Origin of the sequence: Diaphorobacter sp. JS3050 (assembly GCF_013154915.1) — a bacterium.
GTDB classification, from domain to species: Bacteria; Pseudomonadota; Gammaproteobacteria; order Burkholderiales; family Burkholderiaceae_C; genus Diaphorobacter; species Diaphorobacter nitroreducens.
Map to the genome: position 1 here is coordinate 2,368,362 of NZ_CP053553.1, position 15,369 is coordinate 2,383,730.

A 15,369-nucleotide genomic window follows, 5' to 3' on the forward strand; every position below is an offset into this window, starting at 1 on the left:
CGCATGAAAAGCGCCCTGTTCGTCGATTTCGACAATGTTTTCTCCGGCCTGCGCCGGCTGGATCCCATAGCGGCCGACCATTTCGCCTCCCAACCACAGTCATGGATGCACTGGATTGCCCAATCGCTAGAGCCTCCACCACACGCAACAGCAGGCGCGCGGCGCCTGCTGGTGCGCCGCTGCTACTTGAACCCGCAGGTGTACCAACGTTTTCGCCCCGCGTTCAACCGCGCCGGCTTTGAGATCATCGACTGCCCCGCAATGACCAGCGGCGGCAAGACCAGCACCGACATCCACATGGTGCTGGATATCGTGGATCTGCTGCAGCACCAGGTGCACTACGACGAGTTCATCGTGCTGTCAGCGGACGCCGACTTCACGCCCGTGCTGCGCAAGCTGCGCCGCTGGGACAGGCGCACGACTGTGCTGGCAATCGGATTTCCCTCGGCGGCATACCAGGCCAGTGCTGACCTGCTGATCGATCAAGATGCCTTTTTGCGCGAAGCGCTGCGCCGCGAGGAGACCGAAACACCCGCCGCCGTATCAGCGCCACCCATGTCACCCGCTCCATCGCAGGCCAGCCTCATCCAGGCTGCGGCCCGTTTCATCAGCCAGTCCGTGGCCCATTCGGACAGGCCTGTCGCCCTGCCATGGCTGGCCAGCAAGGCGCCAATCCAAGTGGTCGGGCTGGATGCTGTCACCTGGGCTGGGCTGGGCAGTTTTCGTAAGCTGGTGGATTCACTGCGCCTGGCCCCACTCGTTGTGGACTGGGAATCAGGCGTGGTGCTCGACCCCGCACGCCACACCCCTTCTGTACCCACGGGCGCCCTACCCGTCCCGGACCAAAACACCCTGGCCGCCATCGCCCAACTGGTGCGCGCCGAAGTGGTCAAGGCGAAGGCGCCCGTGCCCTGCGGGCGGCTGGCCCAGGCGATCATCGACCAGTATGGAGTGGCTGCATCCGACTGGTGCGGCAAGGGATCGTTTCGCAAGCTGCTGGAGGCGCTCTCGCTGGCACCATTGCGTGTCGACTGGACCAATGGCGGCGGCCACGTTCTGCACCCGCAACAACAGAACAATGGGCTGGTGGAGTGGGGCCGCGATGGCGATCTATTGCCACTGCTGAGGCAGGTCAACGCCGCCACCGGCATGCCGCTTCTGCCACCGCCCGCCTTCCAGGCCCTGCTGGCCCAGATTGCCGCCGACGCCACCCACCACCCCTTTTCCCTCACCGAAACCGGCAAGCGTGTGCGCGACCGCTGCCGAGATGCTGGACTGCCCATCAACCGCAGCACAGTGAGCTTCGTGCTCAAGGGCATCTTGCTCGGAGGCCACATGTTCGGAGAACACACTAATGATGCGCATGCGCTGGGCACACGGTTCGTGAACAGCATTCTCGATCTGTGCCAGACCGAGCAGCTGACCCTGGACGACGCACAGAAAGAGCAATTGCGTGACTGGGCCACGCGTGGCGCATCACCGCAGTGACTCCCGCCCCTCCCTTCCCACTCCGCACCGAATGCCCGCCCGGCGCCTGCGTGTGCGAGCGCGACGCGCTGATGCGCACGCCCGGCGGTGATGTGCGCATCCTGCGCCTCACGCGCGACGAGGAAAAGCGCCTCGTGCAGCGCCTGGAGAGCCTCACCAGCCTGGCCGACCTGCGCCACATGGAGCAGCGCCTGTTCGAGCAGCTCGGCGTGCGCCTGACCATCGGCACCAGCCCCAACGAGGTGCGCAGCCTGCGTGGCATCACCGTGCTGGTCCAGGACCAGCCGGGCCTGTGCCGCAAGACGCGCCAGGCCATCCCCGCGGCCATCAAGAAAAGCATGGAGCGGCACCCCGAGATCGTCTACGCCCTGCTCAACGCGGGCGGCCTGTTCGAGGGCCTGTGATCCATGCAGGACGATCTGTTTGGCGGTGCGCCGCCATCGCCCTCAGCATCGCCCTCAGCATCGCCCTCAGCATCGCCCTCAGCATCGCCCTCAGCACCGCCACGACCACCGGAAGACACCCCCGCCCGCCCACGGGAAAAGGCGCCCACCCGCCGCACCGGTGTGCATCCCGCCGCCTGGGGCGACGATCTGCGCGCACTCGCCAACCGGCTGCCGCCCACGCTGCGCCTGGGCACATCCTCCTGGAGCTACCCTGGCTGGCAGGGCCTGGTGTGGGAGGGTGTGCATTCCGAACAGCTGCTGGCCCGCAAAGGCCTGCCCGTGCTGGCCCAGCATCCGCTGATGCGCACCGTGAGCATCGACCGGAGCTTCTACCGCCCGCTCACGGCCAGCGACTATGCGCGCTACGCGGCCCAGGTGCCGGCGGACTTCCGCTTCGTGGTCAAGGCGCCCAGCCTGGTCACCGACGCGCTGGTGCGCAGCGAGGACGGCCGTGGACGCGAGCCCAACCCGGCCTTCCTGGATGCGCAGTTGACCGCCCAGGAGTTCGTGGCGCCCGCACTGGAGGGGCTGGGCCAGCGCACCGGCGCGCTGGTGTTCCAGCTGAGCCCGCTGCCCTGGAACCTGCTGGACCGCCTGCCCGAGGTGTTGGAGCGACTGCGCACGCTCTTGCAGGCCCAACCGGCGCTGCGCCCCGCGGCGCCCGACGCCGTGCTGGCCGTCGAGGTGCGCGACCCCGAATGGCTGGCGCCCGCGCACCTGCCCCACTTCGCCGACGTACTGCGCAGCAGCGGTGCCACCTACTGCCTGGGCCTGCACGCGCGCCTGTCGCCCCTGGCCGAGCAACTACCGCTGCTGCGCCTGCTCTGGCCCGGCCCACTGGTCTGCCGGTGGAACCTGAACCCCGTGCACGGCCCGCAGGGGTATGAAGCCGCTGAAAAAGGCTACGCGCCCTACGACCGCATTCACGACCCCGATCCCGACAACCTGGCGCTGCTGGCGCGCACGGTGGCGGGCATCTGCGGACGGGGCCAAAACGCCTTCGTGACCATCAGCAACCACGCGGAAGGCTGTGCGCCGCTGACAGTGCAGCGGCTGGCGGAACAGGTGGTTTTTTATGATCAAAAACATCTCTAACGCTTATCTGGCATGCGCTGGCAGCTATCTTTTCTGACGATATGACGATCACGGACTGCGCGCCCGCACGACGTTCTTCTTGCGCCAAAAGGAGGCCAAGAACACCGCCCAGATGGGGCGCACAAGCGCCACGGCTCTGCCTCTGTTACCGCTGCCTCACCCGCAGCGAGCTGCACACCCCCGCCACCACCGCGCACGCCCCTGCCACCAGCAGTGCCAGCGACTCCGCGCTTCCATCGTGCCCCGGCCGCAGGGCGAAGATGGCCGCGAGCGACACGGCGCCCAGTGTCTGGCCCGTCAGGCGCGCGGTGCCCAGCATGCCGCTGGCCGCGCCGCTGCGGTGCAGCGGGGCCGAGGTGACGATGGTGTGGTTGTTGGGCGACTGGAACAGCGCAAAGCCGGCACCGCACAGCGCCATGCGCCAGGCCACGTTCCAGTCCGCGGGCTGCGCGGGCATCAGGCCCAGCGAGACCAGGCCGGCAGCAAACACCGCCATGCCAATGCCGCCGAGCAGGCCGTCCGGGTAGCGGCCAATCAACCGGCCCGCCAGCGGCGCCACCGCGGCGGTGGCCAGGGGCCAGGCCGTGATGAGCAGCCCGGCCTCCAGGTGGGTGCGGCCCTGCGCCTCCAACAGCAGGAAGGGCAGCGACAGAAAGCCCAGCATCTGCGCGCAGAACGCCCCCACGGACGAGCCCATCGACAGGGCGAACACCGGAATGCGCAGCAGGTCCACCGGAAACAGCGGCGCCGCCAGGCCGCGCTGGCGCCACAGGAACACCGCCCCCACGGCCACACCCACGGCCAGCAGGATCGCACCCGTGGCCGCGCTGCCGCCCTGCGCCGCGCTGCGCACGCCCAGTTGCTCCCCGCCCAGGAACAGCAGCGTGAACATGGCGCCGTTGAGTAGCACGTCGATGGCGGAAAAGCGCGGCGCATGGTTGGCGGATGGAGGATTGGCCGGCAGCGCGCGCCGCCCCAGCCACCAGACTCCCACGCCCAAGGGCAGGTTCATGGCAAACAGCCAGGGCCACGACGCCACCGACAGGATGGCCGCCGCCACCGACGGCCCCGCCATGGACGCGGTGGCCACCACCAGCGAATTGATGGCCATGCCGTGGCCCAGCTGTGCGCGCGGATAGATCAGGCGCACCAGCGCCGCGTTCACGGCCATCACGCCCGCGGCGCCCAGGCCCTGCAACGCCCGCGCGGCAATCAAGGCGGGCATGCTGGCCGCCAGCATGGCGCCCACCGACGCCAGCGCGAACAGCGCCATGCCCACCAAGTACACGCGCCGGTAGCCCACGCGCTCGCCCAGCGCGGCCAGCGGCAGCAGCACGACCAGCGTGGCGAGCTGGTAGGCGTTGACCACCCACACGCTCTGCGCCGCGCCCGACTGCAACTGGCGTGCGATGTCGGGCAGCGCCAGGTTGACGATGCTGCTGTCGAGCACCGCCAGCGTGAGCCCGAGAACGATGACCAGCATCGCCTGGCGGCGTGCGGGCTGCGGCAGGCCGTCGGCCAGGGGCGGCGCACCCACGGGTAAGCCGCTCATGGCCGGCGCTCCGGGGCGATGTCTTTCGCGGCGCCGTGCGCGATGCGCTGCGCGCCCGCCGGCCCCAGCGTGATCCAGGTCAGCGCCACCCCCGTCAGCGCCCCCGTGGCCATGCCCACCACCATGGGCAGGGGCGCGTCACTGGCAAACAGGCCCACCGCCGCCATGGCGAGGGTGCCGATCAGCATCTGCAGCGTGCCCATGAGGGCGGACGCCGTCCCCGCAATGGTGCCGTGCTCCTCCAGCGCCAGCACGGAGGTGGTGGGGATCACCAGCCCCATCAGCGCACTGGCGACGAAGTACAGCACCAGCAGCACGGCCAGCCGGTCGCCGCCCAGCAGGTAATGCGCCAGCAGGGCCAGGATGACCGCGCCCGCGCCGCTGGCGGCCGCCTTCACCACCGGCGCCATGCCGTAGCGCCGCCCCAGCCGCGCCGTGAACTGCGCGCTGGCGAAGAAGGCCGCCGCGTTGACCGAAAACGCCACGCTGTACTGCACCGGCGACAACCCGTAGTGGTTGATCAGCACGAAAGGCGAGCCCGCCAGGTAAACGAAGAAACCCGCCATGGAGCAGCCGCCGATGCCCACCAGCCCCAGGTAGTGCCAGTCGCGCAGCAGCGTCGTGTAGGCCGCGGCCGCGTTGCCCACAGAGCTGCGCACCCGCTGGCCGGCGGGCCGTGTCTCGTGCAGCGCCCGCTGGACCAACACCAGCCCGGCCAGCGCCGCCACCGCCACCACCCAGAACACGCCGCGCCAGCCGGCCAGCGCGATCACGCCGCTGCCCACCAATGGCGCCAACAAGGGCGACACGCTGAACACCAGCATCAGCAGCGACATGAGCCGGGCCGCCGCGGTGCCCGTGTGCAGGTCGCGCACCACCGCGCGCGGAATCACCATGCCCGCCGCCGCGCCCAGCCCCTGCACAAAGCGCAGCAGCACGAGCGTGTGCACGTCGGTCGCCAGCGCGCAGCCCACGCTGGCCAGCGTGAACAGGCCCAGCCCGAAGAACAGCGGCGGCCTGCGCCCGACCATGTCGGACACCGGGCCGTAGACCAACTGGCCCACGCCCAGCGCGAGGAAGAAGGCCGTCAGGCTCCACTGCACCGCCCCCACGTCGGCCCGCAGCGCCGCGCCGATGGCCGGCAGCGCCGGCAGGTACATGTCGATGGCAAATGGGCCGATGGCCGAGAGCAGGCCCAGGATCAGGGCCATGCGGAAGAACGGGGAAAAGGGCATTCGGGCGATTGTCGCCACACTGGCCGGATCGTGCTGGCGCGCTGCGCGAAGGCCCACATCGCCTCCCATGCAGCGCCGCGGCCGGCACCCGCGTGCGTTCGATGGCCGCAAAAGCCGCCCTTCCAGCCCGCTGTTCACGGGTTGCCTGGCCCTGCCGCCGCCCGACAATCGCGTGCGCGGCTCGGCCGCACTGTTCCTGCCGTCCTGTACTGCCTCGTCCGGAGACACCGCATGCCCCTGCCCCCGATCGCCCCCGCCCTGCGCGGCTGGGCCGCCACCCTGGCCCTGTGCGCTGGCGCCCTGCTCCTGGCCGCGCCCGCCCTCGCCGCCACGGACCGTGAGGACGAGGCCGACGACGCCCCGCCCGTTCCGGTCGCGCCCGCCCAGCCGGTGCTGGTGCCGTCGCCCGACGGCGCGCTGGTGATCGATACGCAGGCGCGGCTGGCCTGGCCGCGCTGCGCGCAGGGCATGCAATGGACAGGCACCACCTGCACCGGCGTGGCCCTGCGCTACACCTACGGCGAGGCCCAGGCGCTGGTGCGCCAGCGCTGGAAGGACGAGGGCGTGCGCTGGCGCCTGCCGCGCGTGCCCGAGCTGCGCCGCCTGGTCAACCGCAACGCGCAGCCGCCCTCGGTCGACCCCCAACTCTTTCCCAATGCGCCGCTGGAATGGCACTGGACCGGCACCGCCAGCGTCAACACCCTCAGCGTGAACCCCTACGCGTACGGCAACGTGGCGCGCGGCGGCGCGGGCGAGAGCAGCCTGTCGGTGCAGCAGGGCTGGGCCGTGGACATGACCAGCGGCGAGGCCCGCGGCGACGTGGGCCGCAGCACGCGCCTGCCCATACGGCTGGTGCGCCCGGCGCCCTGAGCGGATGCTCTGCGCACCCTGCACCTGGGTGGACGCGCAAACGCTACATTTTCAATAGCTGCTAGCGCCTATCCAGCAAGCGCCAGAAGCCATTTCAATTCAAAAGCCGGTCACTGCGCGCGCAACGCCGCCCGCAGTTGCGCCCCCAGCTCGGGTTTGTCCGCGAACGGGTCGGTGGGGTTGCGTGCCTGCACCACGTCCTCCATGCGCGTGCGCACGGCCCCCAGCGCCTGCGGGTGGCTGTAGATGTAGAACTGCTCCGCCGCCACGGCGTCGAAGACCTTCTGCGCCACCTCGGCGGCCGTCACCTTGCCGCTGGTGACGGCCTTGCCGATCATGGCCTGGCCGATGAGCTGGCTCTTGGTGGGCCGCTCGTCCGCCAGCACCTGCGGGCGGTTGCGCTCGCTCTGGCTGATGCCCGTGGGCACGAAATACGGACACAGCACGCTGGCGCCCACCTGGTCGGTGACCAGCGCCAGGTCCTGGTACAGCGTCTCGCTCAGTGCCACCACGGCGTGCTTGCTGACGTTGTAGATGCCCATGTTGGGCGGGGCCAGCAGGCCGGCCATGCTGGCGGTGTTGACGATGTGCCCGCGCCAGGCGGGGTCGTCCTTGGCGGCCTGCAGCATCAGCGGGGTGAACAGGCGCACGCCGTGCACCACGCCCATGAGGTTCACGCCCAGCACCCATTCCCAGTCGCGGGCCGAGTTCTCCCACACCAGCCCGCCCGAACCCACGCCCGCGTTGTTGAACACCAGGTGCGGCGCGCCGAAGTGCTGCACCACGTCCTGCGCCAGCTGCTCCATCTGCGCGGCGCTGGACACGTCCACCCGGCGCGCCAGCACGGGGGCGCCAGCGGCGGCCAGCTCCACGGCGGCGCGCTCCAGCGCGTCCTGCTGCACGTCCACCAGGACCAGGTTCATGCCCAGGCGCGCGCCGATGCGGGCGCACTCCAGGCCAAAGCCCGAGCCCGCCCCCGTGAGCACGGCGGTCTTGCCGGCGAAGTTGTCGATCATGCTGTGTGTCTCCTGCGGTCTATGAATGGAAATCTCATGCGGCGCGGCGCAGCACATAGCCCACGCGTGGGAAGTGCACATGCACGTCGCCCGCGCGCGGATCGGTGCGCGCCAGCGTGTAGCGCGTGCGCGTGGCAGCGATCAGCGTGCCTTCGGTGGGCTCGGGCCCAAAGCTCTCGGCGGTGATCGTCACGCGGCTGCCCAGGGGGATGCCATGCTCGTCCTGGAAGGCCTCGGCGGGCAGCGGCTGGGGTAGCGCGCCTGCGGCAACGGTGACGGCGTCCTGGGCGCTGAACTTCTCCGCGCGGCCCTGGCCCTGCGCGGCCATGCGATCCATCCACTCCAGCACCGCCGGCGTGGCCGAGAGAATGTCGGCCATCACCGGCACGCATTCGCGCGTGAACCACAGCGGGTGGTACGCGGCAAAGTCGGCCACGCAGGGCTCGGCGCCGAAGAGAAAGTCGTGCTCTTCCACCATGTTGGCGATGCGCCGCAGGTACGAGCGGTAGGCCGCCGTGGCGTCCGCCGGGTGGGTGCGCGCCGTGCCCATGGCGCGGCGGTCGTTGCGAAAGGCCTCGGCCGCACCATCGGGCAGGCCGGCAAACAGCGCCTGTGCCCCGCGCGGCTGCAGGCAGTAAGCCATGGCGGCCCCGAACAGCACCATGTCCGCCCACTGCGCGAACACGCGCGAGACACCTTTGAGGTGCGGCGGGTACAGCACGGGCTCGGGCTGCAGATGCTCCAGCACATCGCAGATCAGCGCCGTGTCGCAATAGATGTCAGCCCCGATCTGCAGGAAAGGCGTGCGCCGGTAGCCGCCGGTGAGCGCCACCACGTCGGGTTTGGGCATGACGCTGGGCACGATCACCGACTTCCACGCCAGTTGCTTGAAGCCGAGCACGCAGCGCACCTTGTGTGCGAACGGCGAGGCGGGATAGTGGTGCAGGATGAGTTCGGTCATGCGCGCTCTCCGGTGCGGTGCGAAAGACGGCCCCTGCCTTGCGCCCTTTCAGGCCTGTGGCGGCGGGCTCCACAGCATCTGGACATGCGGGATGTCGTCTTCCAGGTAGGGATCGGACACCGTAGCAAACCCCAGGCTGCCATACAAGCGCTGCAGGTGCGCCTGCGCGCTGATGCGCACCGGGCGCCCCGGCCATACCCGCTGGCACTGCGCCAGCCCTTCAGCCACCAGCGCGCGGCCCAGGCCGCTTCCGCGCGCCTCGGGCGCGCAGACCACGCGGCCGATCGAGGGCTCGGCGTAGTTCACGCCGGGGTCCACCACGCGCAGCGTGGCCAGCAGCGGCCCCTGCGGCTGCGCGCGGCCCAGCAGGTGCCAGGCGTGCTTGTCCGCACCGTCCGGGTCCTGGTAGGGGCCCTGCTCCAGGATGAACACCCGGCAGCGCAGGGCCAGCGCATCGTGCAGCGCGTGCACGCCCAGGTCGTCAAACCGCGCCCAGCTCCACTGCACCATCAAACCAGCTTCACCAGTTGCTTGCCGAAGTTCTTGCCCTTGAGCAGCCCCAGGAACGCCTCGGGCGCCGCGGCCAGGCCCTGGGCGATGGTCTCGCGCGGGCGCAGCTTGCCGCTGGCCGCCAGGCCTCCCAGTTCCTTGAGCGCCTCGGGCCACACCTCCATGTGTTCGCTGACGATGAAGCCCTCGACCCTCATGCGGTTGATGAGAATGAGCGCGGGGTTCTGCAGCGGCAGCGGCTGGCCGTCGTAGCCGGCGATCATGCCGCACACGGCCACGCGGGCGAACGCGTTGGCGCGCAGCAGCACGGCGTCCAGGATGTAGCCGCCCACGTTCTCGAAGTAGCCGTCGATGCCGTCCGGGCAGGCTTCCTTGAGCGCGCGGGCCATGCTCTTCAAATCGCCGTTCGCACGGTGGTCGATGCAGGCGTCAAAGCCCAGCTCTTCAGTCACATAGCGGCATTTGTCCGGGCCGCCGGCAATGCCCACCACGCGGCAGCCGCGCGCCTTGGCCAGCGCGCCGAAGGCGCTGCCCACGGCGCCGCTGGCGGCGCTCACCACCACGGTCTCGCCCGCCTTCGGGGCGATGATCTTCACCAGGCCGTACCAGGCGGTCACGCCGGGCATGCCCACGGCCCCCAGGTAGGCCGACAGCGGCACGTGGGTGGTATCGACCTTGCGCAGCATGCCGGGCGTGTTGCCGTCGGCCACGCTGTACTCCTGCCAGCCGCCCATGCCGACCACCTTGTCGCCCACGGCATAGGCCGGGTGGCGGCTCTCGACGACCTCGCCCACCGTCCCGCCGATCATCACCTCGCCCAGCGGCTGGCTGGCGGCGTAGCTCTTGCTGTCGTTCATGCGCCCGCGCATGTAGGGGTCCAGGCTCAGGTAATGGTGGCGCACCAGCACCTGGCCGTCCTGCAGTGCAGGCGTATCGGTGGTGACCAGGCGGAAGTTGTCCACCGTGGCTTCACCCTGGGGGCGGTTGTCGAGGAGGATCTGTTGGTTGCGTGGCATGCGAAATCTCCAGGTTAAATTTTGCTATTGTTTCAATAGCTTCTGGCGCTTGATACATAAGCGCCAGAGCCACTTTTCATTTCAAATTCAGTCGGTGGACACGCCGCCGGGCACGGCCTTGGGCACGTATTTGAAAGTGCCCGTGGCATGGCTGCAGACGCGCCCTTCGGCGTCGTACACCGCCCCTTCGACGAAGGCCAGCGAGCGCGTGCGGTGCAGCAGCCGCCCCTTGGCCACCAGCGGGCCGCGCGCCGGGTGCATGAAGCTGGTCTTCATCTCGATGGTGACCACGCCCATGTCCGGCGTATCGCTGCGCGCGGCCGTGGCCAGGGTCACGTCCAGCAGCGTCATGGTGGCGCCGCCATGGGTGACGGCGTAGGAATTCATGTGCTCGGGCCGCGCCTCAAAGTGCAGTTCGGACGTTCCGCCCTGCATGTGATGCAGGGTGAAGCCCAGCTCTTTGACGAAGGGAATGTCGGCACCAAAATCCAGCACGGGAAGCTCCTTGCTCAAGGTAAAAAAAGACCGCAAGGATAGTGCCCCTGGCGCGGTGGTTCGCCCTTGCCGTCAGCCGCCGATGACCGCGCTCACGCCCCCGTCCACGGCCAGCCACTGGCCGGTGATGTGCTTGCCCGCCTCGCTGGCGTACAGCAGCGTGATGCCCTTGAGGTCTTCGTCGTCGCCCAGGCGGCGCAGCGGCGCGTGCGCGGCCATCTTTTCCTCGCCCAGCGTCTCGATGAGCACGGTGGCCATCTTGGTCTTGAAGAAACCCGGGCAGATCGCGTTCACGCCGATGCCATGCACGCCCCACTCGCAGGCCAGCGCGCGCGTGAAGTTGATCACCGCACCCTTGGAGGTGTTGTAGGCAATGGTCTTCATCTCGATCGGGTTGCCCGCCAGCCCTGCGATGGATGCCACGTTGATGATGCGGCCGCTCTTGCGCGGGATCATGCTGTGCTTGCCGATCGCCTGCGACAGCAGGAAGTAGCCGCGCACGTTCAGGTTCATGACCTTGTCCCATGCGGCCACGGGGTGGTCCTCGGCCGGCGCGCCCCAGCTCGCGCCGGCGTTGTTGATCAGGATGTCCACGTCGCCCATGCGCTGCAGCGTCTCGCTGGCCAGGCGGTGGATGTCTTCCTCGCGCGCGCAGTCGGCGGCGACCCAGCGCGCGTCGATGCCGGCGGCCTGCAACTCGGCGGCGGCCTGCTCCAGGTCTTCGGCCTTGCGCGAGCTGAGCATGATGCGCGCGCCCGCCTCGCCCAGTGCGTGCGCCATCTGCAGCCCCAAGCCGCGCGAGCCGCCGGTGACGAGGGCAGTCTTGCCCGAGAGGTCGAAGAGTTGTTGCGCGGTACGGGCCATGAAGGTGTCTCCCCAAGAGTCTGTGGTACGCCGTGCCATCGCCCACAGTGGGCAACGGAGGCGCGGCGGCAGGATTTTGAGCGGCTATTGTGGCGAGCGGCCCGCGCCACACATGTCACATGCGTGATTCATCGGCAGGGTTTTTGTGTCCAAAGGACAATCCGGCCGCGGCGCCCGCGGGGAAAGCGGGGGCCGCTCATTTTTCAGGAGTTCCCATGTCCACCGATACCGCCCTGCTGCGCCGGGCCGTGCACCTGGCCCATGACAACCGGGCCCGCGGCGGCCGGCCCTTCGGCGCGGTGATCGCGCGCGGCGGCGAGGTGATCGCCACCGGCGTGAACGACATCGTGCACAGCCACGACCCAGTACCCACGCCGAGATGCAGGCCCTGCGCGCCGCAACGCGCCAGCGGGCGAACCCCAGCCTGGCGGGCTGCACGGTCTACGCCAGCGGCCACCCCTGCCCCATGTGCCTGGCGGCGCTGGTCATGGCCGGCGCGGACAGGGTGTTCTACGCCTTCGACAACCGCGACGCCGCGCCCTACGGCCTGTCCAGCGAAGGCGCCTACCAGCGTCTGCGGCTGCCGCTGGACCCGCCGCCCCTGCCGCTGCAACGCCTGGCCACGGGCATTGGCGTGGAGCAGCTCTACGGCGACGCGCCCTGGCCCACGGACGGCCCCTGACGCCCCCGACCACAGCGCCGCAGGGGCCGGTGCCGGCCCCTGCGTATAGGAATGTCTGGCGACGGTGGCGCTGGCCACGCTGAACCGGGGCCCCTTCCCCACGGCCATGGGATCGCCGGGCTGGCATGGGGATTCTCGGCGCCTGCATGTCCCACCCTGCGGCCCATGGCGCTGATGGGCGCGGGGCATGGCTGGCCCCCACGGCGCTGCGGCGCCTGGGCGCGCGCGCCACGGCCACCGGCGCGCCGGCATGCGTCGCCGGGCTGCGCGCGGCGCCGTGCAGGCGCGCCCATTGCACCTGGCCACGCGGTTTATCGCGCCGTGCGGCTGGCAGCATCGGCGGCCGGGCTGGCTCGACAACGGAAGGTGCTTGAGGCGGGAATGTGCGTTCCGGTATGTGACCTTTCTGGCGCGGCACGCGCACCACGTACGCCGGCCGTGCCACATCGCGGTCACAATATGCACCTTTTGAGGGACTGCAGCTACCCGCTGCCAGTGCGAAACCACAGCCCATGCACCCATTTGGTGCAACGCGGGCACAGGGAGGAACCATGAACCAGAAACCCCATGGGCGCCTGCGCGCCTGGCAAGCCGCCTGCCTGCTGGCGGGCGCCCTGAGCGGCGGCGCCGCCTCGGCCGACATCCTGATCGGGCAGACCACGGCCGTCAGCGGCCCAGTGGCGGCCAGCGTGGGCGAGACCCTCGCGGGCGTGCACCTGTATCTGGACCACGTCAATGCCAAGGGTGGCGTGCATGGCGAGCGCATCAAGCTGATCACGCTGGACGACAAGTTCGAGCCCAAGCTCGCTGGCGAGAACGCACGCCGCCTGATCGAAGACGACAACGTGGCCGCGCTGTTCATGAGCCGCGCCACGCCGCACACCGAAGCCATCCTGCCGCACCTGGCCAAGCACGGCGTGGCGCTGGTGGCGCCCTCCACGGGTGCGATGACCTTCCACAAGCCTGCCAACCCGCTGGTGTTCAACGTGCGCTCCAGCTACCAGGCCGAGACCGAGAAGGCCGTGGAGCACCTGCACACCATCATGGTCCAGCGCATCGCCGTGGTGCACGTGGACGACAGCTTTGGCGAGGACTGCCTGGCCGGTGCCCAGAAGGGCTTTGCCAACGTGGGCAGCAAGCCCGTGGCCGTGATCAAGGCCGACCGTGCCAAGCCGGACTACGCCACCATCGTGCCGCAGCTCATCCAGGCGCAGGCCCAGGCGGTCATCTGGATCGGCTCCAGCGTGGCGGTGAGCGACGGCGTGAAAGCGCTGCGCAAGGCCGGCTCGTCCATGCAGGTGGTCACGGTGTCGAACAACGCATCCCGCGGCTTCGTCGCCCAGCTGGGCGACTCGGTGCGCGGCGTGATCGTCACGCAGGTGTTCCCCAACGTGCGCTCCATGGGCTACGCCATCAACCGCGAGGCCGCCGCTCTGGCCAAGGCCAAGGGCAACCTGACGCTGTCGCCCTCGGTGATGGAAGGCTTCACCTCCGCCAAGGTGCTGGTGGAAGGCCTGCGCCGCGCCGGCCCCAAGCCCACGCGCGAGAAGATCGTCACCGCGCTGGGCAGCATGAGCCACTACGACCTGGGCGGGCTGGAGCTGGGCTACGGCCCCGGCGACCGCACGGGCCTGAGCTACGTGGAGCTGTCCATCATCGACGCGGACGGACTGTTCCGCCGCTGACGCCGTCGCTGCCGCGCCGCGGGGCCACCGGGCTACCGGGTCACCGCCCCTCGCGCGCCGCGGCAGCCCCCATCGCCAATCGCGATGCGCCGCCGGCCGCAGCCGGCGCACACGGCCCACGGCAGCCGTTACAACCAAGGGTCGCATTCACCCGGCCCCACGCCCGTCGCCCCCATGTCCTCTCAAGATTCCTCACCGGCCCGCTGGTACTTCGGCTGGAACATCGTGGCCGCGGCCACCGTGCTCACCGCCCTCACCGTGGGCCTGCGCCTGGGGCTGGGCCCTCTGTTCCTGCCCATGGCCGAGGACCTGGGCTTTTCGCGCAGCCTGCTGTCGTCCATCGTCGCCGTGGGCATGCTGTGCTACGGCGCGGCCATGCCGCTGGCGGGCTGGCTGGTGGCGCGCCGGGGCACGCGCTTCGTGCTGCTGGCGGGCACGGTCCTGCTGGTGGCGTCGACACTCTGGGCAGTGAACACGCGCACGCCGCTGGGGCTGCTGCTGAGCTTCGGCATCCTCATGTCCGTGGGCGCGGGATTCACGAGCCCGGTGGCGCTCACGCCGGTCATCAGCCGCTGGTTCAACCGCCGCCGGGGCATGGCGCTGTTCTTCTTGTCCACGGGCTCCATGGCCGGCATCGCCATCATGACGCCCGCGCTGGGCATGGCGCTGCAGCATCTGAGCTGGCAGGCCACGCTGCTGGGCTTTGCAGCGCTGTTCACCGCCATCACCGTGCCCACGGCGTTGTGGGTGATCCGCGACGAGGCGCCTGCCGATGGCGATGCCCCGCTGCCCGGCAGCCCCATTCGTGCGGCGAACCCGGTGGCTCCCGCAGGGCAGCACTACACGGTGCTGCAGGCCATGTGCACCGGCACCTTCCTCAAGATCACGCTGGGCCTGTTCGCCTGCGGCTTCAGCATGAACCTGCTGGGCACGCACGGCATGCCCATGCTGATGGACCATGGCTTTGACGCCACCACCAGCGCCTTCGGCATCGGCCTGATCGGGCTGGTGGCCATTCCCAGCACCATGGTGCTGGGGCGCCTGGCCGACCGGCTGCCGCGGCGCAAACTGCTGGCCGCCATCTATTGCGTGCGCGGCGTGGGCTTCTTTGCCCTGCTGCTGGCGGGAAATACCCTGGAGCTGTACGGCACCTCGGTGATCGGCGGCATTGCCTGGGCGGGCAGCATCGCGCTGTCGTCCGCCATCCTGGCCGACATGTTCGGGGTGCGGCTGGTGGGCGTGCTCTACGGCTGGGCCTACCTGGGGCATCAGGTGGGGGCCATGATCAGCGCCTGGCTGGGCGGCTGGGGCTATGAGCATTTCGGCACGCACTGGATCGCCTTCGGCCTGTCGGGCGCGCTGCTGATGGTGGCCGCGGGGGTGGCGCTGCTGCTGCCGGGGCGGCGCCGCCCGGCGCTGCCCACGCCCCAGGCGGCGGGCTGAGCGTTCACTGC

The 15,369-nt window shown here is 69.9% G+C and carries 14 protein-coding genes and 1 pseudogene; 7 read left to right on the top strand and 8 right to left on the bottom strand.

The genetic code is table 11. From position 1 onward, the window contains the following. Nucleotides 1-3: 3 nt before the first annotated feature. From HND92_RS11400 to HND92_RS11410, 3 genes are read left to right on the top strand one after another with little or no spacing between them, the layout of a single operon-like run. The gene (locus HND92_RS11400) at nucleotides 4-1,488 is read left to right on the top strand and encodes an NYN domain-containing protein (RefSeq protein ID WP_049756464.1); all 1,485 of its coding nucleotides are present in this window, start codon (nucleotides 4-6) and stop codon (nucleotides 1,486-1,488) included. Beyond that, the gene (locus HND92_RS11405) at nucleotides 1,485-1,892 is read left to right on the top strand and encodes a hypothetical protein (protein WP_172207084.1); all 408 of its coding nucleotides are present in this window, start codon (nucleotides 1,485-1,487) and stop codon (nucleotides 1,890-1,892) included. Before HND92_RS11400 ends, HND92_RS11405 begins: the two co-directional genes overlap by 4 nt. 3 nt (nucleotides 1,893-1,895) lie before the next feature. Continuing rightward, on the top strand, nucleotides 1,896-3,029 hold the full coding sequence (locus HND92_RS11410; protein ID WP_172207085.1) for a DUF72 domain-containing protein: 1,134 nt from the start codon (nucleotides 1,896-1,898) through the stop codon (nucleotides 3,027-3,029). A 145-nt stretch (nucleotides 3,030-3,174) separates the two neighbouring features. Here the strand turns inward: HND92_RS11410 and HND92_RS11415 are convergent, their stop codons facing one another. Both HND92_RS11415 and HND92_RS11420 read right to left on the bottom strand, forming a co-directional pair. Then, entirely contained in the window at nucleotides 3,175-4,581 is a 1,407-nt protein-coding gene (locus HND92_RS11415) for an MFS transporter (protein WP_172207087.1), read from the bottom strand. After that, nucleotides 4,578-5,816: a multidrug effflux MFS transporter gene (locus tag HND92_RS11420; RefSeq protein ID WP_172207089.1), complete on the bottom strand. Its 1,239-nt coding sequence runs from the start codon at nucleotides 5,814-5,816 to the stop codon at nucleotides 4,578-4,580. The genes HND92_RS11415 and HND92_RS11420 overlap by 4 nt, the downstream gene beginning before the upstream one ends. A 231-nt stretch (nucleotides 5,817-6,047) precedes the next feature. Between HND92_RS11420 and HND92_RS11425 the strand changes: the two genes are divergently transcribed. Next, entirely contained in the window at nucleotides 6,048-6,686 is a 639-nt protein-coding gene (locus tag HND92_RS11425; protein ID WP_172207091.1) for a DUF1566 domain-containing protein, read from the top strand. A gap of 110 nt (nucleotides 6,687-6,796) precedes the next feature. On the opposite strand, the gene HND92_RS11430 is transcribed toward HND92_RS11425, so the two are convergent. The 6 genes from HND92_RS11430 to HND92_RS11455 form a co-directional block, all read right to left on the bottom strand. After that, complete coding sequence (locus HND92_RS11430; RefSeq protein ID WP_172207093.1) at nucleotides 6,797-7,702, bottom strand: SDR family oxidoreductase; 906 nt, start codon at nucleotides 7,700-7,702, stop codon at nucleotides 6,797-6,799. A 34-nt stretch (nucleotides 7,703-7,736) separates the two neighbouring features. After that, entirely contained in the window at nucleotides 7,737-8,663 is a 927-nt protein-coding gene (locus HND92_RS11435; RefSeq protein ID WP_011804969.1) for a glutathione S-transferase family protein, read from the bottom strand. Nucleotides 8,664-8,711: 48 nt separating this feature from the next. Continuing rightward, nucleotides 8,712-9,173, bottom strand: coding sequence for a GNAT family N-acetyltransferase (locus HND92_RS11440; protein ID WP_371814757.1), 462 nt, complete (start codon nucleotides 9,171-9,173; stop codon nucleotides 8,712-8,714). Then, the gene (locus HND92_RS11445; RefSeq protein ID WP_088886546.1) at nucleotides 9,173-10,189 is read right to left on the bottom strand and encodes an NADP-dependent oxidoreductase; all 1,017 of its coding nucleotides are present in this window, start codon (nucleotides 10,187-10,189) and stop codon (nucleotides 9,173-9,175) included. Before HND92_RS11445 ends, HND92_RS11440 begins: the two co-directional genes overlap by 1 nt. Before the next feature lie 87 nt (nucleotides 10,190-10,276). Then, the gene (locus HND92_RS11450; RefSeq protein ID WP_015913503.1) at nucleotides 10,277-10,684 is read right to left on the bottom strand and encodes a PaaI family thioesterase; all 408 of its coding nucleotides are present in this window, start codon (nucleotides 10,682-10,684) and stop codon (nucleotides 10,277-10,279) included. A gap of 72 nt (nucleotides 10,685-10,756) precedes the next feature. Continuing rightward, complete coding sequence (locus HND92_RS11455; RefSeq protein ID WP_011804965.1) at nucleotides 10,757-11,548, bottom strand: SDR family oxidoreductase; 792 nt, start codon at nucleotides 11,546-11,548, stop codon at nucleotides 10,757-10,759. A 215-nt stretch (nucleotides 11,549-11,763) separates the two neighbouring features. On the opposite strand from HND92_RS11455, the pseudogene HND92_RS11460 reads away from it, so the two are divergent. From HND92_RS11460 to HND92_RS11470, 3 genes and pseudogenes are all read left to right on the top strand, one after another. Beyond that, nucleotides 11,764-12,230: pseudogene (locus HND92_RS11460) on the top strand (nucleoside deaminase). Nucleotides 12,231-12,781: 551 nt separating this feature from the next. Beyond that, nucleotides 12,782-13,915 carry an ABC transporter substrate-binding protein gene (locus tag HND92_RS11465; RefSeq protein WP_172207097.1) on the top strand — a complete coding sequence of 378 codons (1,134 nt, stop codon included), beginning with the start codon at nucleotides 12,782-12,784 and terminating at the stop codon, nucleotides 13,913-13,915. Nucleotides 13,916-14,089: 174 nt separating this feature from the next. Next, nucleotides 14,090-15,358 carry an MFS transporter gene (locus HND92_RS11470; RefSeq protein ID WP_172207099.1) on the top strand — a complete coding sequence of 423 codons (1,269 nt, stop codon included), beginning with the start codon at nucleotides 14,090-14,092 and terminating at the stop codon, nucleotides 15,356-15,358. Nucleotides 15,359-15,369 lie beyond the last annotated feature (11 nt).

Coding starts and splice junctions, on each gene's coding strand:
- HND92_RS11400 (WP_049756464.1), top strand. CDS start 4: ATGAAAAGCGCCCTGTTCGTCGATTTCGACAATGTTTTCTCCGGCCTG.
- HND92_RS11410 (WP_172207085.1), top strand. CDS start 1,896: ATGCAGGACGATCTGTTTGGCGGTGCGCCGCCATCGCCCTCAGCATCG.
- HND92_RS11415 (WP_172207087.1), bottom strand. CDS start 4,581: ATGAGCGGCTTACCCGTGGGTGCGCCGCCCCTGGCCGACGGCCTGCCG.
- HND92_RS11420 (WP_172207089.1), bottom strand. CDS start 5,816: ATGCCCTTTTCCCCGTTCTTCCGCATGGCCCTGATCCTGGGCCTGCTC.
- HND92_RS11425 (WP_172207091.1), top strand. CDS start 6,048: ATGCCCCTGCCCCCGATCGCCCCCGCCCTGCGCGGCTGGGCCGCCACC.
- HND92_RS11430 (WP_172207093.1), bottom strand. CDS start 7,702: ATGATCGACAACTTCGCCGGCAAGACCGCCGTGCTCACGGGGGCGGGC.
- HND92_RS11435 (WP_011804969.1), bottom strand. CDS start 8,663: ATGACCGAACTCATCCTGCACCACTATCCCGCCTCGCCGTTCGCACAC.
- HND92_RS11440 (WP_371814757.1), bottom strand. CDS start 9,173: ATGGTGCAGTGGAGCTGGGCGCGGTTTGACGACCTGGGCGTGCACGCG.
- HND92_RS11445 (WP_088886546.1), bottom strand. CDS start 10,189: ATGCCACGCAACCAACAGATCCTCCTCGACAACCGCCCCCAGGGTGAA.
- HND92_RS11455 (WP_011804965.1), bottom strand. CDS start 11,548: ATGGCCCGTACCGCGCAACAACTCTTCGACCTCTCGGGCAAGACTGCC.
- HND92_RS11465 (WP_172207097.1), top strand. CDS start 12,782: ATGAACCAGAAACCCCATGGGCGCCTGCGCGCCTGGCAAGCCGCCTGC.
- HND92_RS11470 (WP_172207099.1), top strand. CDS start 14,090: ATGTCCTCTCAAGATTCCTCACCGGCCCGCTGGTACTTCGGCTGGAAC.